The following is a 22,351-nucleotide window of genomic DNA, read 5'->3' on the forward strand; positions in this document are numbered from 1 at the left end:
TTGCGGGCAGCCATGACGTCGATCACGCCGCTTTCAATCCCTGAAGTCCTGCTTATCACGCCCAAGCGCCATGGCGATGCGCGAGGCTGGTTCGCGGAGACCTGGAGCCGTCGCGCCCTGGCCGAGGCCGGGATCGACCACGACTTCGTGCAGGACAACCAGGCCTTCAACGCCAAGGCCGGGACCGTGCGCGGCCTGCACTTCCAGCAATCGCCGCATCCGCAGGCCAAGCTGGTGCGGGTGCTGCGCGGCGAGATCTTCGACGTCGCCGTCGACGTGCGCGCCGGTTCGCCGACCTACGGCCAGTGGGTGGGCGCGAGACTGACCGCCGAGGGCGGCGAGCAGCTGCTGGTGCCGCGGGGCTTCGCGCACGGCTACTGCACCCTCACCGACAATTGCGAGCTCTTCTACAAGGTCGACGGCCTCTATGCGCCGCAGACCGAGGGCGCGCTGCTGTGGAACGACCCGGACGTGGGGATCGACTGGCCGTTCAGCGGCGAGGCGGTCCTATCGGACAAGGACCGGGTGGCGCCGCGGCTCAAGGACATGCCGATCCCGGCGTTCTGACGACGATTGTGCTGACATGAGTGAACTGGTTCGCATTCTCGATATCGAGGCGATCGACCTCGACATGTTCCGCGGCCATACGCCCCCGGGCGAGACCCGGCGGATCTATGGCGGCCAGGTGGTGGCCCAGGCCCTGACCGCGGCCTATCGCACCATCGACGGCCGGGTTTGCCACTCGATGCATGCCTACTTCATCCGGGGCGGCGACCCCAAGATCCCCATCCTGCTGAAGGTTGAGCGGGTGCGCGACGGCGGCACCTTCTCGATGCGCCGGGTCACGGCCCTGCAGCATGGACAGCAGATCTTCAACCTCTCGGCCTCGTTCCAGGTCCCGGAAGGCGGCTTGGAGCACCAGATCGAGATGCCGCCGGCGCCGGGCCCTGAGGGGCTCATGGACGAGGATCAGCTGCGTGCGGCCGGCGGCGAGACCGAGCAGCGCCGGACCTGGCCGGTCGAGGTGCGCCCCGTCGATCCGCCGCCCTACGGCACGGCGCCGGTCATGGACCCGAACCATGCGGTCTGGTTCCGCGCGCGCAATCCGCTGGGCTCGGACCCGATGATCCACCAGTGCGCACTGGCCTACGCCACCGACATGACCCTGCTGGACACCTCGCTTCGCCCGCACGGAATCCCGTGGAGCGAGGGGCGGCTGCAGGTCGCCAGCCTCGATCACGCCCTCTGGTTCCACCACCCCAGCGACTTCACCCAGTGGCACCTCTATGTGCAGGACAGCCCCTCGGCATCGGGCGGACGCGGTTTCAACCGCGGCTCGATCTTTGACCCGTCGGGCAAGCTGGTGGCCTCGGCGACGCAGGAAGCCCTGATCCGCTATCGGTAGGGCCAAATTCAAGTGTCATCCCGGACGCCGCGTAGCGGCTGTCCGGGACGGCCGGTCCTTAGTGCGAGACTGTCTCGGGCTGCACGACGAACCCCTTCCAGCTGTTCATGTACTGGATGAAGGTCGGGCTCAGCAGCTCATTGGCCAGATGCTCGCGGGTGACCGGCAGGGCGACGGGGACGAAGTCTGGGTCGGCGGCGACCTTTTGCGGATAGTCGTGGTGTAGGATCGCGGCGCGGCCGATCAACACGTAGTCGGCGCCGTTCTCCAGGCACTCGCGAGCGGTGGCGGCGTTCATGATCTTTCCGGCCACGCCCAGGCGGACGTTCCCGCGGTCGAGCTCGGTGAAGTAGGACATCAGGCTGCGGCCCTGGAACGCCTCCTCGATCGGCTCCTTGCCCACGTCCCACAGCGACATGTCGAGATAGTCGATCTGGCCCTCGCTCATCAGCGACTGGGCGAGGTCGCGGATCTCGGCCAGCTGCAGGTCGAAGCGTTCGGGCGACAAGCGGACGCCGAGGGTGAGGTCAGGACGGCAGGCGCCGCGGATCCCGGCGATGATCTCGTGCAGCAGCCGGGCGCGGTTCTCCGGCGAGCCGCCGTAGCGGTCGGTTCGGCGATTGATGGTCGGCGAAAGGAACTGGCAGATCACATAGCCATGGGCGCCGTGTAGCTCGACGCCGTCGAAGCCGGCCTTTTCGGCGCGCACTGCGGCGGCGATGAAGTCGTCGCGCAGCTGCTCGACCTCGGTCAGGGTCAGGGCGCGTGAGCCGGTGTCTGCGTCTTCCGACGGGCAGACCGGCGCCTGGCCAATCAGCTCCTTGGGCGAGCGCATGCCGGCGTGGTGCAACTGGATCGCCGCCACGCTGCCGGCCGCCTTGATCGCCTCGGCCAGGCGGGCGAGGCCGGGCAGGTGCTGGTCGCCGAACACGCCGAGCTGACCTGGAAAGCCCTGGCCGACCGCTTGGACGTGGGCGGCGCAAGTCATGGTCAGGCCAAAGCCGCCTTCGGCGCGGTAGGTCAGCCAGCGGAACTCGTCATCGGACAGCGTGCCGTCCGGATGGCTCTGCAGGTTGGTCAGCGGGGCCAGCATGAAGCGGTTCTTCATGGCCGGGCCGCGGGTGAAGCTCAGCGGGGCGAACAGGTCGGTCATGCTTCAACCTCAAACGAAAGGCCGGCGTTCTTTTGCAGGCGGGCGACAAGTTTGTCGCCCAGCGCCGCGCCGGGCACCCAAATGCCGCCGGGGACGTCCGGGGCTTCCTTGACCAGGCATATGGCGGTCTCGGCGATGATTTTCGAGGTCGAGCCGTAACCGGGATCCTTGTCGCCCTTCACCGAGACGATGACCTTGCGGCCGTCGGCGGCGACGCCGATGAAGGCGGCGTCGTAGAAGCCGGTCTCGCGCTCTTCCTTGCTGGGGCCCTCGCCGGGCTGCGGGCCGCCGCCCTCCTCGAGCGCGAAGCTGGCCGGAGCGGCCGGATCGATCACCGCCATCTCGTCATAGACGAAGTCCTTCCCGTAGGCGTGGCCCTGCAGGAGGTTCGAGCGGTGGACGTTCTTGGTGTTGATGGCCGCCATCATGAACGGGCCGACCTCGGCGCCAAGGTCCTCGTCGCGCTCGGGCGTGTTGCCCGCAGGCTGCTCGGGGCCCTTGAAGCCGGGAGTCAGGGCGAACGGATCGACCATCAGCGCGAACAGCGCCGGATTCTTCTGGATCGCCGCCATGGTGGCGCGGCCGCTGGCTGCCGTGCCGCCCGAGAGGCCGCCCTTCAGCTTGCGCATCCGGCCTTTCACGCGGGGCACGACGCCCCCGAGCTTCTGCTTGGCGGTCTGCTGCGCGAAGTAGACGCCGAGTTCGAACGGGATCGAGTCGAAGCCGCAGGAGAACAGGATGCGCGCGCCCGACGCTTTCGCCGCCGCCTCGTGGGCGACGATCATCTCAGCCATCCAGTTCGGCTCGCCGGATAGGTCGAGATAGTCGGTCCCGGCCGCGGCGCAGGCGGCGACCAGGTCCGAACCGTAGAGCTGGTAGGGGCCGACGGTGGTCAGCACCGCCTTGGCGCGCTCGACCATCGCCTTGACCGAGGCCGGGTCCCCGGCGTCGGCGACGACCAGGGGCGTGTCCTTGGGTGCGCCGATCTCGTCGCGGACCGCCTGCAGCTTGTCGAGGCTGCGGCCGGCCATGGCCCACTTCACCTCACCGCCGACGCCGTAGCGCTCGGCCAGGTGCTCGGCGACCAGACGGCCGGTGAAGCCGGTGGCCCCATAGACGATGATGTCGAATTCGGCGGCCGGGTTCATGGCGCTTCTCTCCCTGGTCCCTGTTTGGGTTGCCGCGACCTTGCCCAGAAGCCGGCCGCCATGCAAACGCGTGTTTTAAATTCGACGCGTGTCGAACGGCGTTCGAGCTGATTTTGTCGCGGCGACGCTGCGCTCGGAGCTTGCCTCCAGCCCGCCCAGGGTCATCAATGACACCAACGACGCGGCCCGAGCCGGCGCACGCACAGGGAGCACCAGCAGTGACTCAAGCCGCGCCGGCCGCCGGCCCTCGGCCGCTTTCAAGCCCAATGGTGCTGTCGTTTTCGACCCTGGCCTTGCCGCTGGGGGCTCTGGCGGTGGCGGTCGCGGTCTACATCCCTCCCTATTTCGCCGCGCACCTGGGCGTGAATCTGGCGGCGATCGGCGCGGCCTTCGCCATCGTGCGGCTGCTCGACATCGGGGTGGACCCGGTGCTGGGGCTGGTCATGGACCGCACCCGCACCAAGTTCGGTCGCTACCGGGTCTGGGTGATGATCGGCGGACCGATCCTAATGGCCGCGGTCTATGCGTTGTTCGAGGCGCCGCCGGGCATAGGCACAGCCTATCTGATCGCCTGGCTGCTGATCTTCTACCTCGGCAATTCGATCCTCGGCCTGGGCCACTCCGCCTGGGCCGCGACCCTGGCGACCGAGTACCACCAGCGCTCACGGGTGTTCGGGGTGCTGGCCGCGGCTGGGGTGATCGGCGCGGTCATCGTGCTGCTGATCCCGATCGTCGCCGCCCATATCGGCTGGAGCGAGGCCCAGGGCGTGCGGGGCATGGGCTGGTTCATCTTCGCGTTGATCCCGGTGGTGGTGGCTCTGGTCTGCCTGCGCACCCCCGAGCATGTCGCCAAGGCCGAGCACGGCCATTTCGCGCTCAAGGACTATCTTAGCCTGCTGCTGAAGCCCGACCTGCTGCGGCTGTTCATGGCGCAGATGGCCCTGACCCTGGGGCCGGGCTGGATGAGCGCGCTCTACATGTTCTTCTTCAAGGACTCCCGCGGTTTCACTGCCGAGCAGGCCTCGGGCCTGCTGCTGGTCTATGTGATCGCCGGCATCGTCGGCGCGCCGCTGACCGCGCGACTGGCGATGCGGTTCTCAAAGCACCGCACCTTGATGGTCACCACGACGGCCTATTCGCTGGGTCTCTGCGCCGTGATGGCCCTGCCCAAGGGCAATGTACTGATGGCCATCCCGGTGATGTTCTGGTGCGGTTTCATGGCCGCCGGCTTCGACCTGATGATCCGCGCCATGCTGGCCGACGTCGCCGACGAGGTGCGGCTGGAGCAGGGTCAGGAACGGCTGAGCCTGATCTATGCGCTGAACTCGCTGGCCAACAAGATCGCCTCCGCCTTCGCGATCGGCTTGACCTTCCCGCTGCTGGCCCAGATCGGCTACCGCGCGGCCGGGGGCAACACGACGGAAGCGATCTTCGGGCTGGAGCTGGCCTTCATCGTCGGCCCGATCGTGTTCGTCATGCTTGGCGGCGCCTGCGTGCTGGGCTGGAAGCTCGACGCGCACAAGCACGCCGACATTCGCGCCCAACTGGAGCGGCGAGACGCACTCTACGCCGAGGCGCCGATCCTCGAGACCTTCGGCGTCGAGCCGCCGATCCCGGTTCTGGCCGAGGAGGGAAAGGGCTGACGCGAGGTCACCATGGGCGACGCGAGCGATCCGTGACAGCGTAAGCTCTGCGGCCCGCCAAGAGGCCGGCTGAGGAGACGCCGATGAGCGGGATTATCCTTCATCACTACGACACCTCGCCGTTCTCCGAGAAGGTGCGGCTGATGCTGGGACTCAAGGGGCTGGCCTGGGATTCAGTCCAGGCTCCGGTGATCATGCCCAAGCCCGAGCTGACCCCGCTGACCGGCGGCTACCGCCGCATCCCGGTGCTGCAGATCGGGGCCGACATCTATTGCGACACCCAGGTGATCCTGGCCGAGATCGAGGCGCGGACGCCGACCCCGCGCGCGGTGTTCGGCGCCGACTGGGCGGTCAACTTCTGGGCCGACCGGCAGTTCTTCGGCGTCACCGTGCCGATCATCTTCGGGGAGCTGGGCGACGCCACCACGCCGGAGTTCATCGCTGATCGCGAGAAGCTGTCGGGGCGGCCGTTCAACGTCGAGGCCATGAAGGCGGCGGCGGGCTTCATGCGCCCCCAATGGCGGGCGCAAGCGGCCTGGATCGAGGCGGGGCTGGCCGGCGGCGACTGGCTATCGGGCGAGACGCCGGGGCTGGCGGACATCGCCGCCTACATGAACATCTGGTTCCTCGCCCGCAATCTGCCCGGACTGGCCGACGAACTGCTGGCTGGCCTGCCGCGGACCCAGGCCTGGCGCGGCCGAGTGTCCGCCATCGGCCACGGCCAGCGGCGCGAGATCAGCGGCGCGGACGCGCTGGCGGCGGCCAAGGAGGCTGCCCCCGGGCCCGCGCCGGCGAATGACGCGGCCGATCCTTTGGGCCTGTCGCCCGGAACCGCGGTGACCGTCTGCGCCGACGACTATGGCCGTGACCTGGTCGCCGGAACCTTGGTGGCGGCTACGCCCGACCGTGTCGTCATCGCCCGCACGAGCCCGGAGCTTGGCGAGACCCAGATCCATTTCCCACGCGCCGGCTACATCGTCGGCAAGGCCTGAAGGAGCGCCCCATGGAAGACCGTATCACGGTGAGTTTGAAGGACGGCGTGGCCGATGTCCGCCTGGTCCGCACCGACAAGATGAACGCCCTGGACGACGCCATGTTCTCGGCTCTGATCGAGACCGGCGAGCGGCTGAAGACCGAGAAGGGCGTGCGCGCCATCGTGCTGTCGGGCGAGGGCCGGGCCTTCTGCGCCGGGCTCGACATGGGCAATTTCGGCAAGATGGCCTCAGGCGAGCGCAGCGGCGGCCAGTCCTCGACGGGCGAGTCGCTGCTGACCCCCAAGCGCACGGCCGGCGGCTCCAACCGCGCGCAGCATGCGGTGATGGTCTGGCGCGAGCAGCCGGTCCCGGTCATTGCCGCAGTGCACGGCGTCGCCTTCGGCGGCGGCCTCCAGCTGGCCCTGGCGGCGGACCTGCGCTTCGTCACCGCCGACACCCGCATGGCGGTGATGGAGATCAAGTGGGGCCTGGTGCCGGACATGGCCGGCATGGTGCTGATGAAGGGCTTGGTGCGCGACGACGTGGCCCGGGAGCTGACGTACACGGGCCGCATCTTCGAGGGCGAGGAGGCCGCGCGGCTGGGCATCGCCACCCGGGTCTGCGCCGATCCGCGGGCCGAGGCCCTTGTTTTGGCGGCGGAAATCGCCGGCAAGAGCCCGACCGCGATCCGCGGCGCCAAGCGGCTGCTGGACATGGTCGCCGACGCCGATCAGCACGCCATCCTCCAGGCCGAGAGCGACGAGCAGGCGGCCTTGATCGGTTCGCCCAACCAGGTCGAGGCGGTGATGTCGAACATGCAGAAGCGCGCCGCGGTCTACGCCGATTGATGGTCACGCTGTTCCATTGCCAGGACGCGCGCTCCTTCCGGGCCCTCTGGGCCCTGGAGGAGCTGGGCGTTCCCTACGATTTGAAATTGCTGCCGTTTCCGCCGCGGGTGCTGGCGCCCGAGTACCTGGAGATCAACCCGCTCGGGACCATCCCGTTTTTCGTCGACGGCGAGACGAAGATGACCGAGTCCTCGGCCATTCTTCAGTACCTGGCCGTTCGGCACGGCGGGCCGTTGAACGTGCCGACTGACGATAGCGCCTACGGGTCGTGGCTGAACTGGCTCTATCTGGGCGAGGCGACCTTGACCTTTCCGCAGACCCTGGTGCTCCGCTACACGCGGCTGGAGCCCAAGGAACGGCGCAATCCGCAGGTCGCCGAGGACTACGCCCGCTGGTTCATGGCGCGGCTGCGGGCGGTCGATAAGGCGCTGGAAACGCAAGAGTATCTTTGCGCGGGACGGTTCACGGCGGCGGACATCTCGGTGGGTTATGCGCTGCTGCTGGCCTCGACAATCGGCCTGAGCGCGCGGTTCAGTCCGGCGGTGGCCGCCTATTGGGCGCGGCTGCAAGAGCGTCCGGCGTTGCAGCGGGCCAAGGCGGCGCAGGCTGCCGATAGCCCGCCCGACTGGCAGGTTTAGCACCGCAGCCCGCATCAACCTGCCAGAGGAAAAATCTATCGATATCGAATAGTCAATCGATTGGACTGTGCATCCACACGGGTGTCATCTCACGAGATCAGGGTCGACCAAGATCTGATCAAGGGAGGTACGCATGGACGCCGAAAACAAATGTCCGATGGACGGCGGCAAGGTGAGCGGCCGAGCTGTCCTGTTCGGTATGACCAACCGGCTTTGGTGGCCGAACCAGCTGGACCTCTCGGTCCTCCACCAGAACCCGCCGTCGGGCAGTCCGATGGCCTCCGATTTCGATTACCCCGCGGCGTTCCGCAGCCTCGACCTCAAGGCGGTCAAGCAAGACATCTTCGACCTGATGACCAAGTCGCAGCCCTGGTGGCCGGCCGACTATGGTCACTATGGTCCACTGTTCATCCGGATGGCCTGGCACAGCGCCGGCACCTACCGCGTGGCCGACGGCCGGGGCGGCGGCGGGGACGGCGCCCAGCGCTTCGCGCCGCTGAACAGCTGGCCGGACAACGCCAACCTCGACAAGGCCCGTCTGCTGCTGTGGCCGGTGAAGCAGAAGTACGGGCAGAAGCTCTCCTGGGCCGACCTGCTGATCCTGGCCGGGAACTGCGCGCTGGAATCGATGGGCTTCAGGACGGCCGGTTTCGCCGGCGGCCGCGAGGACGTCTGGGAACCGCAGAACGACATCTTCTGGGGCCCCGAGCGCGAGTGGCTGGGCGACGAACGCTACAGCGGCGAGCGCGACCTCGCCCATCCGCTGGCCGCCGTCCAGATGGGCCTGATCTACGTCAATCCCGAGGGGCCGAGCGGCAAGCCCGACCCGGTCGCGGCGGCGCACGACATCCGCGAGACCTTCGCTCGGATGGCGATGAACGACGAGGAGACCGTCGCCCTGATCGCTGGCGGGCACACCTTCGGCAAGACCCACGGCGCGGCCAAGCCGGACGAGTATGTCGGCCCCGAGCCGGAAGGCGCGGGCGTCGAGCTGCAGGGCCTGGGCTGGAGCAACAGCTTCGGCGACGGCTCCGGCGTCCACACCATCACCAGCGGCCTCGAGGGCGCGTGGACCAAAGACCCGGTCAAGTGGGACAACAACTTCTTCGAGAACCTGTTCGGGTTCGAGTGGGAGCTGACCGCGAGCCCGGCCGGCGCGCATCAGTGGAAGCCGAAGAACCCCGAGGCGCAGGACACCGTCCCCGACGCCCACGACCCGACCAAGCGGCACGCGCCGACCATGCTGACCACGGACCTGGCCCTCCGGTTCGACCCGAATTACGAGCGGATCTCGCGGCGGTTCCACGAGAACCCGGACGAGTTCGCCACAGCGTTCGCGGAGGCCTGGTACAAGCTGACCCACCGCGACATGGGCCCCTACGCCCTGCTGCTCGGCCCGGAAGTGCCGGCCCAGCCGCGCCTCTGGCAAGATCCGATCCCGCCGCTCGATCACCCGTTGGTCGACGAGGCCGACATCGCCGCGCTCAAGGCCCAGATCGTGGGCTCGGGCCTGTCGACCGGCCGGCTGGTGGCCACCGCCTGGGCCTCGGCCTCGACGTTCCGCGGCTCGGACAAGCGCGGGGGCGCCAACGGCGGGCGCATCCGCCTGGCGCCGGCCAAGGATTGGGCGGTCAACGAGCCGGAAGAACTGGCCGACGTCCTGGCGAAGCTCGAAGCGATCCAGGGCGCGTTCAACGCCGCGCAAGCCAGCGGCAAGAAGGTGTCCATCGCCGACCTGATCGTGCTGGGCGGCTGCGCGGCCGTCGAGCAGGCGGTGAAGGCCGCGGGCTATGACGTGAAGGTCCCCTTCACGCCGGGTCGCACCGACGCCTCGCAGGACCAGACCGACCCGCACTCCTACGCGGTGCTCGAACCGAAGGTCGACGGTTTCCGCAACTTCACCAGCGGCGACCAGACGCGTTCGGCCGAGGAGATGCTGCTCGACCGCGCCCATCTGCTGACGCTCAGCGCGCCGGAGATGACCGTGCTGCTCGGCGGCCTGCGGGTGCTGGGCGCCAATGTCGGCGGCTCCAAGCTGGGCGCGTTCACCGACCGGCCAGGGACGCTGACCAACGACTTCTTCGTGAACCTGCTCAATGCGAGCATGACCATGAAGTGGGCGGCGGCGGACGACTCCGACGACGTCTTCGAGGCCACCGACCGCGTCAGCGGCGAGAAGACGTGGGCCGGCTCGCGGGTCGACCTGATCTTCGGCTCGAACTCGCAGCTGCGGGCGCTGTCGGAAGCCTATGCGACCGACGACGCCAAGGAGGCGTTCGTCCACGCCTTCGTGGCGGCGTGGACCAAGGTGATGAACCTGGACCGCTTCGACCTGGCGTGATCGCGCGGACGGGCGGGCCGGCAGGCTCGCCCTATGCCGCCTCGGCCCGCCACTCGGCAAGGACGTCGGGATCAGACTCGGCGGCCGCGGCGCGCAGGGCCGCGAAGGCGTCGGGGGTCAGCAGCCGCGACAGCGCCCAGACGGCGGCGCCGCGGACCACCGGCGCGGGATCGTCAAGCAGGCGCCGGGCGCTGGCCGCCAGGGCGGGCGCGCCGGAGTTGCCGATCGCGTAGAGCACATTGCGGACGAAGCGGTCGCGGCCGATGCGCTTGACCGGGCTCTTGGCGAACAGGGCGCGGAAGGCCGCGTCGTCGAGCGCGGCCAGGTCTTCCAGGGTGGGCGAGCGCAGGGCGTCGCGGGCGTGCAGCCGCTGCTCGCGCGACTGGGCGGCGAACTTGTTCCACGGACAGACCGCCAGGCAGTCGTCGCAGCCATAGATGCGGTTGCCGAGGGCGGGCCGGAACTGCGCCGGGATGGGCCCCTTCAGCTCGATGGTCAGGTAGGAAATGCAGCGGCGGGCGTCGAGCTGGTAGGGCGCGGGGAAGGCGTTCGTCGGACAGATGTCGAGGCAGGCGCGGCACTGGCCGCAGGACCCGCCGCTCGGTCCGTCGGGGGGCAGGTCGAGCTCAGTCAGGATCGAGCCGAGGAACAGCCAGGAGCCGAATTCGCGGCTGACCAGGTTGGTGTGCTTGCCCTGCCAGCCGAGGCCGGCGCGCTCGGCCAGCGGCTTTTCCATCAAGGGCGCGGTGTCGACGAACACCTTCAGCTCGCCGCCGAAACGCGACACCAGCCAGCCGGCCAACTGCTTGAGCCGGCCCTTGATCAGCTCGTGATAGTCGTCGCCCTGGGCGTAGACCGAGATCACGCCGCGATCGCGCTCGGCCAGCGCCTGTAGCGGGTCGTGGTCGGGGCCGTAGTTGACGCCGAGCATGATCGCCGAGCGGGCGGCGTCCCACATGGCGGTCGGATGGCGGCGGCGGTCTTCGGTTTCCTCGATCCAGCCCATCTCGCCGTGGCGGCCGTCCTCGACGAATTCGTGCAGGCGGGCGCTGGCCTCCCACTCGGCGCGGGCGTCGGCGATGCGGCAGACATCGAAGCCGAGCTCGGCGGCCCGCGCTCGGATCAGGTCGGCGGGAGTCGGTCTTAGGTCGAGGAGATCAGAAGTCGAGATCGTCATAATGCGGCGCCGGCGCGAGGCCGGGCCAGCGATCGGCCAGCAGCGGCCGGAAGCACGGCCTCGATTTCAGCTTCATGTACCACGTCTTGACCGCCGGGAAGTCCCGCCAGGGCACATCGCCGAAATAGTCGATGACCGAGAGGTGGGCGGCGGCGGCGAAGTCGGCCAGCGACAGCCGGCGTCCGGCCAGCCACTCGCGGCTGGCCAGCAGGCCCTCGACATAGACCAGGTGGGCGCGAAGCGCCTCGCGGCCGGCGCGCATGGCGGCCAGGTCGGGGGCGCCGAGGCCGAGCAGCCGTTTCTCCATCTTCTCGTGCAGCAGGAAACCGCCGACCTCGTAGTCGAACTTGCGGTCGAACCATTGCAGCAGGCGGCGAGCCTCGGCCCGTTCGGCCGGGTCGCGGCCCAGCAGCGGCGGCTCGGGATGCATCTCTTCCAGGTGGTCGAGGATCGCCCGGCTCTCGCAGAGGATCAGCTGGTCGCGGCCGTCGGAGGCGACCAGCACCGGGGTCAGGCCCGAGGCGTTCATCTTCACCAGGGCGGCGGGCCGCTCCCAATAGCGAACCTGCTCTTCGGCGAACGGCAGGCGCTTCTCGCCCAGGGCGAGGCGGACCTGGCGAGAAGCCGGGTCGAGCGGGAAGTGGTGGAGGGTGAGGTCGAGACTCATGAGACGGCCTAGTCTCGCGCGTCCTCGTTAAGGCCACGTTTACCGAGCGCGCCTTCGGCGAAGGCGCCGCCGTGCGGTTCGGCCGCGCCGCGCGGGTCCGGATGGATGATGATGTCGGCGCTGGGGAACTCGCTGAGGATCCGCTTTTCGGCGGCCACCATGGCGGCGTGGGCCTGTTCCAGGGACAGGCTGGGGTCGAGATCGACGTGCATCTGCATGTGAACGTACGGACCCGAGGCGCGGGTCCGCAGCTGGTGCACATCGGTGAGGCCTGGGTCGCTGGTGACCAGCTCGACGATGCGCCGGCGCTCGGGCTGGGGCAGCTCACGATCCATCAGCTGGGCGGCGGCCTCGCGGAACACGCTGACTGCGCCCCAGAGCAAGAGGACGGTGACAACCAGGGCGGCGACGGCGTCCAGGCCGCTCCATCCGAACAGGGCCGCGCCAGCGATCCCGAGCAGGGCGGCGAGGTTGGACGCAAGGTCGGTGGCGTAGTGCGCGCGGTCGCCGGCCACCGCCACCGAGGTGGTGCGGCGCAGGACGTAGCCCTGGGCGGCGATCAGGCCGCCGGTCAACACGATGGAGACCAGCATGACGGCGATGGCCAGGCCTTCCTGGCGGACCGGCTGCGGGGAGATCAGGCTGCCAACCGCCTCGCGCCCGACCAGGGCGGCGGAGGCGAACACCAGGCCGCCCTGCATCAGGCTGGCGAAAGCCTCGGCCTTGCCGTGGCCGAACCGGTGCTCGGCGTCGGGCGGGCTGGCGGCGTAGCGAACGGCGAAGAAGGTGACCAGCGAGGCCAACAGGTCGAGGCCCGAGTCCGCCGCCGAGGCCAGCAGCGCCACCGAGCCGCTGATCCACCACACCCCGCCCTTGATCGCCACCAGCACGCCGGCCACCAGGGTCGAGGCCAGGGTGATCCTGCGGGTCAGGGCGGCGGTCTCTTCCAGGGCCAGGCGCGGGGCGGGGGTCATGGCCTCTCATAGCGCCGCGCGCTCGGCAACCCCAGCGCGAACGACTCTCGGGAGGGGCCTACGGAGTGTCATCCCGGTTTCGGCGCGGCCGGAGGGGTGACACCGTTGACGACGGGCTTCGCCTCCGTGGCGTCAACCTCCTAGCGTGGGTCGCGCGAACTGGGAGGAACGTGATGTCCGAGTCTCATATTCGTAGCGAGCTTAAGGACGGCATTCTCGAGATCGTCCTCAATCGGCCCGACAAACTCAACGCCTACACCGCTCTCATGGGCGAGGAACTGGCCGCCGCATTCCGGCGGGCCGACGCCGACGACGAGGTGCGCGTGGTGCTGGTCACCGGGGCGGGCCGGGCGTTCTGCGCCGGGGCCGACATCTCTGCGGGGGCGGATGCGTTCGACACCACCTCGGCGGCGGGATCGGCCTCATTCGGCGACGTCAGCCAGGGTCCGCGGCAGGGTGGCGGCTCCGGTTTCGTCGGCGCGATCTACGAGTGCCGCAAGCCGTCGATCGCCGCCTTCAACGGCGCGGCGGTCGGGGTGGGCCTGACCCTGACTCTGCCGATGGATATCCGCATCACCGCCGACACCGCCAAGTTCGGCTTCGTGTTCGCGCGCCGTGGGTTGGCGCCGGAGGCCGGCAGCGCCTGGTTCCTGCCGCGCATCGTCGGCCTGCCGCAGGCGCTGCGCTGGTGCCTGGACGGCGGCCTGTTCCCGGCGGCCGAGGCGCTGAAAGGCGGGCTGGTCAGCGAGGTCGTGGCGGCCGAAGAGCTGCTGCCCCGCGCCCGCGCCATCGCCCGCAGCATCGCCGACAACACCGCGCCCGTGGGGCTGGCGATCACACGCCAGATGCTGTGGCGGCTGTCGGAGGCCCCCTCGCCGGACGAGGTGCTGAAGATCGACGGGCGGATGGCCATGACCCTGGGCGCCGGGCCGGACGTGAAGGAGGGCGTCGCCGCCTTCCTGGAAAAGCGCGCGCCGAGCTTCCCCGGCAAGGTGTCGGAGAACATGCCGCGCGGCTATCCGTGGTGGGGCGACTAGGTCTCTCTAGGCCGGCGGTGGGACCACCAGGCCGTAGGGCAGGCCGAGCGCGATGAGCTTTTCGATGTCGGGCGCGGTCGGCGAGACCTCGCGGTCGAAGTCGGTGAACATGTGCGAGGCGCCTTCGCGCGAGGTCATCGAGACCATCTCGCCGCCACCTTTGCCGAACCGGAACCAGTGGGTGACGCCGGCCGGCAGGTGCACGAGGGTGCCGGCCTGGGCGACCAGTTCGCGCTCGCCTATGCCGAAGGCGATCTCGCCCTTGGTGACGTAGAAAGCTTCGTCCCAGGGGTGGTTATGCGGCGGCGGGCCGCTGCCTTCCGGGCCGGCTTGGTGAAAGATCTCGTAGCTGCCGGTCTGGGCGCCCGAGGCCAGGACGGTGATCTGCTCGCCGACGACGTTCAGCGGGCGCGGCGTGTCGGCAGGCGTGACGACGAGTGGCTCTGGCATGGTCTCGCTCCCAGGCTCGTAGGCGTTGGCCAAATATAACATCGTTACGCGACCGCAGCCATTAACGAGGCCGATCTCCAGGAGGCTCCGACTATGCCGCCTTCAACGGGGCCGGCCCGACATAGACCGACTGCGGGCGGATCAGGCGGCCGCCGGCGACCTGTTCGCGGGCGTGGGCGATCCAGCCGGCGACCCGGCCCATGGCGAACACGCAGGTGAAGGCCGAGGGCGGGAAGTCCAGGGCCTCGAGCAGCAGGGCGGTGTAGAACTCGACATTGGTGTCGAGCGGCCGGTTGGGCTTGTGCTGCTTGAGGATCGCCAGGGCGGCGGCCTCGACGGCCTCGGCGAAGGCGATGCGGCCGGGGCGGGTGTTGGAGCCGTCGGCCAGCCGGCGGACCGCCGCCTTGAGCGCATCGGCGCGCGGATCGCGCACCCGGTAGACCCGGTGCCCGAAGCCCATCAGCCGGTCGCCGCGGGCCAGGGCCTCTTCGATCCAGGCGCGGGCGTTCTCGGGGCGGCCGATCTCGTCCAGCATCTCGATCACCGGCCCGGGCGCGCCGCCGTGCAGCGGTCCCTTCAGGGCGCTGATCCCGCCGAGCACGGCCGAGGTGAGGCCTGCTCTCGTGGAGGCGATCACCCGGGCGGCGAAGGTCGAGGCGTTGAGGCCGTGGTCGCTGACCGTGACCAGGTAGGTGTCGAGCGCGTCGGCCTGGGCCTGGGTCGCCGGCTTGCCGCGCAGCATGCGCAGGGTGTCGGCGGCGTGGGTCAGGGCGGGGTCGGGGGCGACCGGCGCCTCGCCGGCCTGGGCGCGGACCACGGCGGCGGTGAACACCGAGGGCGCGGCCAGCAGGCGCAGGGCCACCGCCAGGTCGTCGCCGTCGGCCAGCCGGGCGGTGAGGGCGCGCATGGCCTCGACCGGGCTGCGGTCCAGCAGACCGGTGTCGAGGGCGGCGACCTCGCCGAACACTTCGACCCGGGCTGCGCCGAGGGCCGCGGCCAGGTCGGCTGGCAGATCGTCGAAGAAGCCGTCGAACAGGATGCGGGCGACGTCCTCGAAGCGGGCGTTTCCGGCCAGCTCGTCGAGGGAGTGGCCGCGGATGATCAGCACACCGCGCTGGCCGTCGACTTCCGACATGACGGTGTTGGCGGCGACGACGTCTTCAAGGCCATCGGACATGGCGAGAACTCCTCTTGCTCGCCGCGATATTTGCCCTCAATGTGAATGGGTCAATCTTGATCAATATAATCAATATATGCCTGCCCAAGCCGCCCGCGAATGGATCGCCGCCGACGAGGCCCGCACCCGGCTGGGGGTGAGGCCGCAGACTCTCTACGCCTATGTGAGCCGTGGGCGGGTTCAGGTGCGGCCCGATCCGCACGACCCGCGGCGCAGTCTCTACCGGGCCGCCGACATCGCCGCCCTGACCGACCGCAAGAGCCGCAGCCGCAAGGTCTCGGAGGTCGCGGCCGGCGCGATCTCCTGGGGCGAGCCGGTGCTGACCTCGGCGATCACCACCATTTCCGGCGGGCGGCTGTTCTATCGCGGCCGCGACGCGGTCGAGCTGTCCGACACCGAGACGCTGGAGGCGGTGGCGCGGCTCCTGCGCGGCGGGCACGGGGCGGCGCTGAAGCGCACCGACCGGCCGCGGCCGCCGCAGGGCGGGAACATGCGCTCGCGCGCCTTCCTGGCCCTGGCGACCCGGGCCGGCGAGGATCCGCCGGCGCGGGGACGCAATCCGCTGGCTTTGGCGGTGGAGGCCGCGACCCTGCTGGACGTGCTGACCGACGCGGTGGCCGGCGAGGTCGGCGGCGGGGCGATCGCCAACCGGCTGGCCCTGGCCTGGGGCCTTGGTCCCGGCGGGCCGGGCGCGGACCTGATCCGCCGGGCTCTGGTGCTGCTGGCCGACCACGAGCTGAACTCGTCGACCTTCGCGGCCAGGGTGGCGGCCTCGACCGGCGCGTCGCTGGCGGCCAGCGCCCTGGCGGGGCTGGCGGCGCTGTCGGGCCCGCGGCACGGCGGCGCTGCGGCGGCGGTGCAGAGCCTGGCGCGGGAGGCGGCCGAAGACGGGCCGCGGGCGGCTGTGCAGGCGCGGCTGGCGGAGGATCGGATCGTCCCGGGCTTCGGCCACAACCTCTATGCGGACGTCGATCCGCGGGCCGAGGCGCTGCTGGCGCGGTTCGAGCCGACCGCGGAGATGGCGCGGCTGCAGGGCGCGGTGACGGCGATGACCGGCCTGGCGCCCAATGTCGACTTCGCGCTGGTGGCGATGGGGGCGGCGCTGAAGCTGCCGGCCGACGCGCCGTTCGCGTTGTTCGCCGTAGCCCGCTGCGCCGGCTGGATCGCCCACGCCATCGAACAGGGCCAGACCGGCGGCCTGATCCGCCCGCGGGCGCGGTATGTGGGCGTCGAAGTAGGGTAGGTTTCCGCGCCGCCTCCGGGCGACGCCCCATGGCGAAGCCGTCGAATGCCGGAAACCTTGGCCTTCTGGGGGCTGAGGAGCGGTGACGATGGGCGCGACCGTGTTGGGCTGGGTGCTGCTGACGGCCGTGCTCATCCTGGCGGTGGAGCTGGGCTTTCGACTCCACACCCGGGTTCTCGATCGGGCACGCGCCAGCGGCGACGCTGAAATCGACGGCTCGGGCTCCGGCTACGTGCTGAGCGCGACGCTCGGCCTGCTGGGCCTGCTGATCGCCTTCGTGTTCAGCATGGCCAACGACCGCTTCGTCGAGCGCCGTCAGCTGGTGGTGGCCGAGGCCAACGCCATCGAGACGGCGGCGCTGCGTTATCAGCTGCTGCCCGAGCCGCATCGGAGCGACCTGCTCAAGACCATGGCCGGCTATGTGAAGGTCCGGCTGGAGTTCTACGACTTCGGCGACGACATGGCGAAGGTGACGGACGCCGAAGCCCGCGCCGAGGGGCTGCAGGCGCGAATCTGGCGCCAGCTCGACGCGGCGGTGCGCACGCCCGAGGGCTCGGGTCTGGCCATCAGCATGCTGTTGCCGACCAACGAGATGTTCAACCTGGAGACGGCGCGACGGGCGGCGCTGGAGGAACGGGTGCCGGCGCGGGCGCTGCATGTGCTGGTGATCTTCTCGGTGGTCACCGCGGCGATCATGGGCCACGGCCTGGCGCATGGGCGACGACGGCATCTGGTGGCGACCAGCGGCCTGTTCGTGCTGGTGGCGATGGCGATCAGCCTGATCGTCGACCTCGACAGCCCCCGGATCGGCAGCGTGCGGGTGCCGCAGACGCCGATGGAGCACGTGGCCCGGCAGGTCGAGGGGATGGCCGCGGCCGCGCGACCGGGCATCCCCAAGCGCGCGCCCTAGGCCCCTCAGGCCCGGTGATGCACCGCTTCTTCCTCGGCCAGGGGCTTGTCGAGGCGGTGGACCATTTCCTTGGGGACCACTTGCCAGAACTTCGGCAGGTGGCGGTCCCAGTCGCGCAGGATGCCGGCGGCGAAGGCTGAGCCGGTTTCGCGGGCGTGCTCCTCGACCAGGGCCTTGAGCTCGGCCTCCCAGTGGCGGGTCCCGATCCGTTCGACCACGACGCTGTCGGTGTTGAGCATGGTCAGGAAACGGTCGTGCAGGTCGAGCACGAAGGCCATGCCGCCGGTCATGCCGGCCGCGAAGTTGATGCCGACCGGCCCGAGCGCCACGACGGTCCCGCCGGTCATGTATTCCAGGCCGTTGGCGCCGCAACCCTCGACCACCGCAGTGGCGCCGGAGTTGCGCACGCCGAAGCGCTCGCCGGCCAGACCGGCGGCGAACAGCCGGCCGCTGGTGGCGCCGTAGAGCACGGTGTTGCCGATGATGGCGTTGGACTCCGCCGCCGCCAGGTGCGGGGTAGGGCGGATCACCAGGGTCGCGCCGGACAGGCCCTTGCCGACATAGTCGTTGGCCTCGCCGGTCAGTTCGATGCGCAGGCCTTGAACGGCGAAGGCGCCGAGGCTCTGGCCGGCCGAGCCCTTGAGCTGGACGGTCAGGTGGCCGGCGGGCAGGCCGTCCATGCCGAACTTGCGGACGATGTGTGAGGAGGTGCGCGAGCCGATTGCCCGGGCGGTGTTCCGCACGGTGTAGGTCAGTTGCATCTTCTCGCCGCGCTCGAGCAGCGGGGCGGCGTCGCGGACGATCTGGGCGTCTAGGGTGTCGGGCACCTCGTTGCGGCCCTCCACCGTGCAGAACGGGGCGTGGGCGCCGGGGTCGGCGCGGACCAGCAGCGGGTTGAGGTCGAGGTCGTCGAGGTGCTCGCCGCCGCGGGAGACCTGCTGCAGCAGGTCGGTGCGGCCGACGATGTCGTTGAGGCTGCGGAAGCCCAGGCCGGCCAGGATCTCGCGCACTTCCTCGGCGATGAAGGTGAAGAGGTTGATGACCTTCTCCGGACTGCCCGAGAACTTCTCGCGCAGCGCCTCGTCCTGGGTGCAGACCCCGACCGGGCAGGTGTTGGAGTGGCACTGACGGACCATGATGCAGCCCATGGCGATCAGGCTGGCGGTGCCGATGCCGAACTCCTCGGCGCCGAGCATGGCGGCGATCACCACGTCGCGGCCGGTGCGCATGCCGCCGTCGGCCCGCAGCCGCACCGAGTGGCGCAGGTTGTTCAGGGTCAGGACCTGGTTGGCTTCGCTAAGGCCCATCTCCCACGGGCCGCCCGCGTACTTGATCGAGGTCTGCGGAGAGGCGCCGGTGCCGCCGACATTGCCGGAGATCAGGATCACGTCTGCTTTTGCCTTGGCGACGCCGGCGGCGATGGCGCCGATGCCGGTCATGGCCACCAGCTTCACGCAGACCCGGGCCTCGGGGTTGATCTGCTTGAGGTCGTAGATGAGCTGGGCCAGGTCCTCGATCGAATAGATGTCGTGGTGCGGCGGCGGACTGATCAGCATCACGCCGGGCGTCGAGTGGCGCAGCTTGGCGATCAGCTCGGTGACCTTGAAGCCGGGCAGCTGACCGCCTTCGCCGGGCTTGGCGCCCTGGCTGACCTTGATCTCGATCTCGCGGCACTCGTTGAGGTACTGCGCGGTGACGCCGAACCGGCCCGAGGCGATCTGCTTGACCGCGGAGTTGGGATTGTCGCCGTTGGGCAGCGGCTTGTAGCGGGCCGGGTCCTCGCCGCCCTCGCCGGAGACGCTCTTCGCGCCGATCCGGTTCATGGCGATGTTGAGCACGCCGTGCGCCTCGGGGCTCAGCGCCCCCATGCTCATCCCGGGGGTCAGGAAGCGCTTGCGGATCTCGTTGACGCTTTCGACCTCGTCGACGCTGACCGGGCGCTCGGTGGAGCGCAGGTCGAGCAGGTCGCGCAGCTGGATGTGGGGCATGCGTCGCATGCCGTCCGAGAACGCCTTGAACGACGTGTAGTCGCCGGCGTCGCAGGCCCGCTGCAGGGTGTGGATCATCCGCGCCTCGAAGGCGTGGGCTTCGCCGGCGCGGCGCGCCTTGTAGAAGCCGCCGACCGGCAGCGAGATGGCCGCCGCGTCCCAGGCCTTGCGATGCAGCTCGAGCGCCTTGGCCTCGAGACCGGCCAGGCCGATGCCGGAGATGCGCGAGGGCATGCCGGGGAAGAACTCGGCGACCAGGGCGCGGGAGAGGCCCAGCGCCTCGAAGTTGTAGCCGCCGCGATAGGACGAGATCACCGCGATGCCCATCTTGGCGATGATCTTCAGGAGCCCGCCCTCGATGGCGTGCTTGAAGTTCACACAGAGGTCGCGGAGCGTCAGCTCGCCGGTCAGGCCGCGGTCGAGGCGGTCCTGGAAGCTCTCCTGGGCGAGGTAGGCGTTGACCGCCGTCGCCCCGACCCCGACCAGCACCGCAAAGTAGTGGGTGTCGAGGCACTCGGCCGAGCGGACGATGATCGAGACGTAGGAACGCAGGCCCTTGGCGACCAGCGAGGAGTGCACCCCGCCGGTGGCCAGGATCATCGGCAGGGCGAGGCGGTCAGGCCCGCAGGCCTGGTCGGTCAGCACGATGGTGGCGCAGCCGCGCAGGGCGGCGTCCTCGGCCTCGGCGCGGATGCGGTCGAGATTGGCGCGCAGGGCGTCGCCCGGCCGGCTTTCGGCCGCGGGCAGCGGCATGGTGCAGTCGATGACTGCGACGCTCTTCTCGCCGATGAACTCGACGATGCGTTGGTACATGCCGGTGGTGAGCACCGGGCTCTCCAGCACGAACACGTCGGTCTGGGCCTCGTCCTGGGCCAGGATGTTGCCGAGGTTCTTGAACCGGGTCTTCAGGCTCATCACCGCCGTCTCGCGCAGCGAGTCGATCGGCGGGTTGGTCACCTGGCTGAAGTTCTGGCGGAAGAAGTGCGACAGCGGCCGGTACTGGTCGGAAAGCACCGCGAGCGGCGCGTCGTCGCCCATCGAGCCGACGGCTTCCTTGGCGTCCTCGACCATGGGCGCGAGGATCAGCTCCAGGTCCTCAAGGCTGAGGCCGGCGGCGACCTGGCGGCGGACCAGCTCCTCGCGGGAATAGGCGCGCGGCTCGGGCCCCGGCGCGATGGTCTTTTCCAGATCGACCATGTTGCCCAGCCACTGGTCGTAGGGGTGGCGCTGGGCGAGGTGATCGATGATCTCGTCCTCGCCGTAGAGCCGGCCCTCGACCAGGTCCACCGCGAGCATGCGGCCGGCCTGGATGTGGGTCTTGCGGACAATGCGGCTTTCCTCGACCCGGCACATGCCGGCTTCGGAGCCCATGATCAGCAGGCCATCGTCGGTATAGGCCACGCGCAGCGGGCGCAGGCCGTTGCGGTCCTTGCCGGCCACCACCCAGCGGCCGTCGCTGGCGCAGACCGCGGCCGGGCCGTCCCACGGCTCCATCACCGCGTTGCAATAGGCGTAGAGCGCCTTGTGCGCCGGCTTGATCTGCTCGTCGGAGCGAGCGTTCCAGGCCTCGGGCATCAGCAGGGCCTTGGCCATCGGCGCGTCGCGGCCGGCCCGGACCAGCACCTCGAAGGTGTTGTCGAGCGCCATCGAGTCCGAGCCGTGCGGGTCCTGGATGACCGGCTTCACGTCGTCGCCCATTTCCCCGAAGGCGTCGGCCGCCATTCGGATCTCGTGGGACTTCATCCAGTTGACGTTGCCCTTCTTGGTGTTGATCTCACCGTTGTGGGCCAGCATCCGGAACGGCTGGGCCAGCCGCCATTCGGGGAAGGTGTTGGTCGAGTAGCGCTGGTGGAAGATCGCCACCGCGGCCGCGAAGCGTTCGTCCCGCAGGTCGGGATAGAAGGCGTCGATGTGCTCGGCCAGGAACATGCCCTTGTAGATCAGCTGCCGGGCCGAGAACGAGCACAGGTAGAAGTGCTGGATGCCGGCGGCGGCGACGCGCTTCTCGATCCGCTTGCGGCAGAGGAAGAGCGCGCGCTCCAGCGCCTCGCCGGTCAGGCCGGCCGGCGGGGAAAGCATGATCTGCTCGATCTCGGGACGGGTGGCGTTGGCCTTCTCGCCGATCACCGAGGTGTCGACGGGCACCTGGCGCCAGCCGTAGATGTAGAAGCCGAACCGCAGGGCCTCGGCCTCGACGATGGTCCGAGCCGATTCCTGGGCCCCGAGGTCGTTGCGCGGCAGGAACACCTGGCCGACGGCGATCGGTCCGGGACGCAGGGCGTGGCCGATGCGGGTCACTTGGTCGGCGAAGAAGTCCTGCGGCACAGACAGCAGCACGCCGGCCCCGTCGCCCGTCTTGCCGTCAGCGTCGACCGCGCCGCGGTGCCAGACGCTCTTCAGCGCGGTGATGGCCAATTCGACCACCTCGCGGCGCGGCTTGCCGTCCAGCGCGCAGACCAGGCCGACGCCGCAAGCGTCGCGCTCGTCGGCGGGGGAGTAGGCGTGGGCGTCGATCAGGGCGGCGCGGTTGGCGAGGTAGCGGTCCATCTCACTTGGGTGGTGTTGGTCGCTCATCGGG

18 protein-coding genes are annotated in these 22,351 nt (G+C 69.7%); 10 read left to right on the top strand and 8 right to left on the bottom strand.

Going from position 1 to position 22,351, the window contains the following annotated elements; all coding sequences use genetic code 11:
* The first annotated feature begins 12 nt into the window (after positions 1-12).
* Together rfbC and AC1DQJ_RS11100 are read left to right on the top strand one after the other, a co-directional pair.
* A complete protein-coding gene (gene rfbC / locus AC1DQJ_RS11095; RefSeq protein ID WP_477603183.1) occupies positions 13-567 on the top strand; it encodes a dTDP-4-dehydrorhamnose 3,5-epimerase in 555 nt (184 codons plus the stop codon).
* 16 nt (positions 568-583) lie between these two features.
* A complete protein-coding gene (locus tag AC1DQJ_RS11100; RefSeq protein ID WP_477603185.1) occupies positions 584-1,405 on the top strand; it encodes an acyl-CoA thioesterase in 822 nt (273 codons plus the stop codon).
* 58 nt (positions 1,406-1,463) lie between these two features.
* Here the strand turns inward: AC1DQJ_RS11100 and AC1DQJ_RS11105 are convergent, their stop codons facing one another.
* Positions 1,464-2,558 carry an NADH:flavin oxidoreductase gene (locus AC1DQJ_RS11105; RefSeq protein ID WP_477603187.1) on the bottom strand — a complete coding sequence of 365 codons (1,095 nt, stop codon included), beginning with the start codon at positions 2,556-2,558 and terminating at the stop codon, positions 1,464-1,466.
* The gene (locus tag AC1DQJ_RS11110; RefSeq protein ID WP_477603189.1) at positions 2,555-3,706 is read right to left on the bottom strand and encodes a saccharopine dehydrogenase family protein; all 1,152 of its coding nucleotides are present in this window, start codon (positions 3,704-3,706) and stop codon (positions 2,555-2,557) included. The genes AC1DQJ_RS11105 and AC1DQJ_RS11110 overlap by 4 nt, the downstream gene beginning before the upstream one ends.
* Before the next feature lie 218 nt (positions 3,707-3,924).
* Here AC1DQJ_RS11110 and AC1DQJ_RS11115 point away from each other — a divergent pair, with 218 nt between their 5' ends.
* The 5 genes from AC1DQJ_RS11115 (at position 3,925) to katG (ending at position 10,150) form a co-directional block, all read left to right on the top strand.
* Positions 3,925-5,349 carry an MFS transporter gene (locus AC1DQJ_RS11115; protein ID WP_477603191.1) on the top strand — a complete coding sequence of 475 codons (1,425 nt, stop codon included), beginning with the start codon at positions 3,925-3,927 and terminating at the stop codon, positions 5,347-5,349.
* Positions 5,350-5,432: 83 nt separating this feature from the next.
* A complete protein-coding gene (locus tag AC1DQJ_RS11120) occupies positions 5,433-6,341 on the top strand; it encodes a glutathione S-transferase family protein (RefSeq protein WP_477603193.1) in 909 nt (302 codons plus the stop codon).
* 11 nt (positions 6,342-6,352) lie between these two features.
* On the top strand, positions 6,353-7,171 hold the full coding sequence (locus AC1DQJ_RS11125) for a crotonase/enoyl-CoA hydratase family protein (RefSeq protein ID WP_477603195.1): 819 nt from the start codon (positions 6,353-6,355) through the stop codon (positions 7,169-7,171).
* Positions 7,171-7,809, top strand: a complete 639-nt coding sequence (locus AC1DQJ_RS11130) for a glutathione S-transferase family protein (RefSeq protein ID WP_477603197.1) — start codon at positions 7,171-7,173, stop codon at positions 7,807-7,809. The genes AC1DQJ_RS11125 and AC1DQJ_RS11130 overlap by 1 nt, the downstream gene beginning before the upstream one ends.
* Positions 7,810-7,942: 133 nt before the next feature.
* The gene (katG, locus tag AC1DQJ_RS11135; protein WP_477603199.1) at positions 7,943-10,150 is read left to right on the top strand and encodes a catalase/peroxidase HPI; all 2,208 of its coding nucleotides are present in this window, start codon (positions 7,943-7,945) and stop codon (positions 10,148-10,150) included.
* A gap of 31 nt (positions 10,151-10,181) precedes the next feature.
* Here katG and queG read toward each other — a convergent pair whose 3' ends face one another.
* The 3 genes from queG to AC1DQJ_RS11150 are packed head-to-tail and all read right to left on the bottom strand — an operon-like array spanning position 10,182 to position 12,968.
* Positions 10,182-11,327, bottom strand: a complete 1,146-nt coding sequence (gene queG / locus AC1DQJ_RS11140; protein ID WP_477603201.1) for a tRNA epoxyqueuosine(34) reductase QueG — start codon at positions 11,325-11,327, stop codon at positions 10,182-10,184.
* Positions 11,308-11,994 carry an FtsZ-binding protein FzlA gene (gene fzlA, locus AC1DQJ_RS11145; RefSeq protein WP_477603203.1) on the bottom strand — a complete coding sequence of 229 codons (687 nt, stop codon included), beginning with the start codon at positions 11,992-11,994 and terminating at the stop codon, positions 11,308-11,310. The genes queG and fzlA overlap by 20 nt, the downstream gene beginning before the upstream one ends.
* 8 nt (positions 11,995-12,002) lie before the next feature.
* A complete protein-coding gene (locus tag AC1DQJ_RS11150) occupies positions 12,003-12,968 on the bottom strand; it encodes a cation diffusion facilitator family transporter (protein ID WP_477603205.1) in 966 nt (321 codons plus the stop codon).
* A 173-nt stretch (positions 12,969-13,141) separates the two neighbouring features.
* Between AC1DQJ_RS11150 and AC1DQJ_RS11155 the strand changes: the two genes are divergently transcribed.
* The gene (locus AC1DQJ_RS11155) at positions 13,142-14,005 is read left to right on the top strand and encodes an enoyl-CoA hydratase-related protein (protein ID WP_477603209.1); all 864 of its coding nucleotides are present in this window, start codon (positions 13,142-13,144) and stop codon (positions 14,003-14,005) included.
* Between the two features lie 6 nt (positions 14,006-14,011).
* On the opposite strand, the gene AC1DQJ_RS11160 is transcribed toward AC1DQJ_RS11155, so the two are convergent.
* Both AC1DQJ_RS11160 and AC1DQJ_RS11165 read right to left on the bottom strand, forming a co-directional pair.
* Positions 14,012-14,455 carry a cupin domain-containing protein gene (locus tag AC1DQJ_RS11160; RefSeq protein ID WP_477603211.1) on the bottom strand — a complete coding sequence of 148 codons (444 nt, stop codon included), beginning with the start codon at positions 14,453-14,455 and terminating at the stop codon, positions 14,012-14,014.
* 91 nt (positions 14,456-14,546) lie between these two features.
* The gene (locus tag AC1DQJ_RS11165) at positions 14,547-15,632 is read right to left on the bottom strand and encodes a citrate synthase/methylcitrate synthase (protein WP_477603213.1); all 1,086 of its coding nucleotides are present in this window, start codon (positions 15,630-15,632) and stop codon (positions 14,547-14,549) included.
* A 76-nt stretch (positions 15,633-15,708) separates the two neighbouring features.
* On the opposite strand from AC1DQJ_RS11165, the gene AC1DQJ_RS11170 reads away from it, so the two are divergent.
* Positions 15,709-16,875, top strand: a complete 1,167-nt coding sequence (locus AC1DQJ_RS11170; RefSeq protein ID WP_477603215.1) for a citrate synthase — start codon at positions 15,709-15,711, stop codon at positions 16,873-16,875.
* 88 nt (positions 16,876-16,963) lie between these two features.
* Positions 16,964-17,785 carry a bestrophin-like domain gene (locus AC1DQJ_RS11175; RefSeq protein WP_477603217.1) on the top strand — a complete coding sequence of 274 codons (822 nt, stop codon included), beginning with the start codon at positions 16,964-16,966 and terminating at the stop codon, positions 17,783-17,785.
* Positions 17,786-17,790: 5 nt separating this feature from the next.
* Here AC1DQJ_RS11175 and gltB read toward each other — a convergent pair whose 3' ends face one another.
* Positions 17,791-22,320 (bottom strand): glutamate synthase large subunit, encoded by a 4,530-nt coding sequence (gene gltB, locus AC1DQJ_RS11180; protein WP_477603502.1) that lies wholly within the window; start codon positions 22,318-22,320, stop codon positions 17,791-17,793.
* Positions 22,321-22,351: the final 31 nt, after the last annotated feature.

Source organism: Phenylobacterium sp. P4_E10 (assembly GCF_056401675.1).

Coding starts and splice junctions, on each gene's coding strand:
- rfbC (WP_477603183.1), top strand. CDS start 13: ATGACGTCGATCACGCCGCTTTCAATCCCTGAAGTCCTGCTTATCACG.
- AC1DQJ_RS11100 (WP_477603185.1), top strand. CDS start 584: ATGAGTGAACTGGTTCGCATTCTCGATATCGAGGCGATCGACCTCGAC.
- AC1DQJ_RS11105 (WP_477603187.1), bottom strand. CDS start 2,558: ATGACCGACCTGTTCGCCCCGCTGAGCTTCACCCGCGGCCCGGCCATG.
- AC1DQJ_RS11110 (WP_477603189.1), bottom strand. CDS start 3,706: ATGAACCCGGCCGCCGAATTCGACATCATCGTCTATGGGGCCACCGGC.
- AC1DQJ_RS11120 (WP_477603193.1), top strand. CDS start 5,433: ATGAGCGGGATTATCCTTCATCACTACGACACCTCGCCGTTCTCCGAG.
- AC1DQJ_RS11125 (WP_477603195.1), top strand. CDS start 6,353: ATGGAAGACCGTATCACGGTGAGTTTGAAGGACGGCGTGGCCGATGTC.
- AC1DQJ_RS11130 (WP_477603197.1), top strand. CDS start 7,171: ATGGTCACGCTGTTCCATTGCCAGGACGCGCGCTCCTTCCGGGCCCTC.
- katG (WP_477603199.1), top strand. CDS start 7,943: ATGGACGCCGAAAACAAATGTCCGATGGACGGCGGCAAGGTGAGCGGC.
- queG (WP_477603201.1), bottom strand. CDS start 11,327: ATGACGATCTCGACTTCTGATCTCCTCGACCTAAGACCGACTCCCGCC.
- fzlA (WP_477603203.1), bottom strand. CDS start 11,994: ATGAGTCTCGACCTCACCCTCCACCACTTCCCGCTCGACCCGGCTTCT.
- AC1DQJ_RS11150 (WP_477603205.1), bottom strand. CDS start 12,968: ATGACCCCCGCCCCGCGCCTGGCCCTGGAAGAGACCGCCGCCCTGACC.
- AC1DQJ_RS11155 (WP_477603209.1), top strand. CDS start 13,142: ATGTCCGAGTCTCATATTCGTAGCGAGCTTAAGGACGGCATTCTCGAG.
- AC1DQJ_RS11160 (WP_477603211.1), bottom strand. CDS start 14,455: ATGCCAGAGCCACTCGTCGTCACGCCTGCCGACACGCCGCGCCCGCTG.
- AC1DQJ_RS11165 (WP_477603213.1), bottom strand. CDS start 15,632: ATGTCCGATGGCCTTGAAGACGTCGTCGCCGCCAACACCGTCATGTCG.
- AC1DQJ_RS11170 (WP_477603215.1), top strand. CDS start 15,709: ATGCCTGCCCAAGCCGCCCGCGAATGGATCGCCGCCGACGAGGCCCGC.
- AC1DQJ_RS11175 (WP_477603217.1), top strand. CDS start 16,964: ATGGGCGCGACCGTGTTGGGCTGGGTGCTGCTGACGGCCGTGCTCATC.
- gltB (WP_477603502.1), bottom strand. CDS start 22,320: ATGGACCGCTACCTCGCCAACCGCGCCGCCCTGATCGACGCCCACGCC.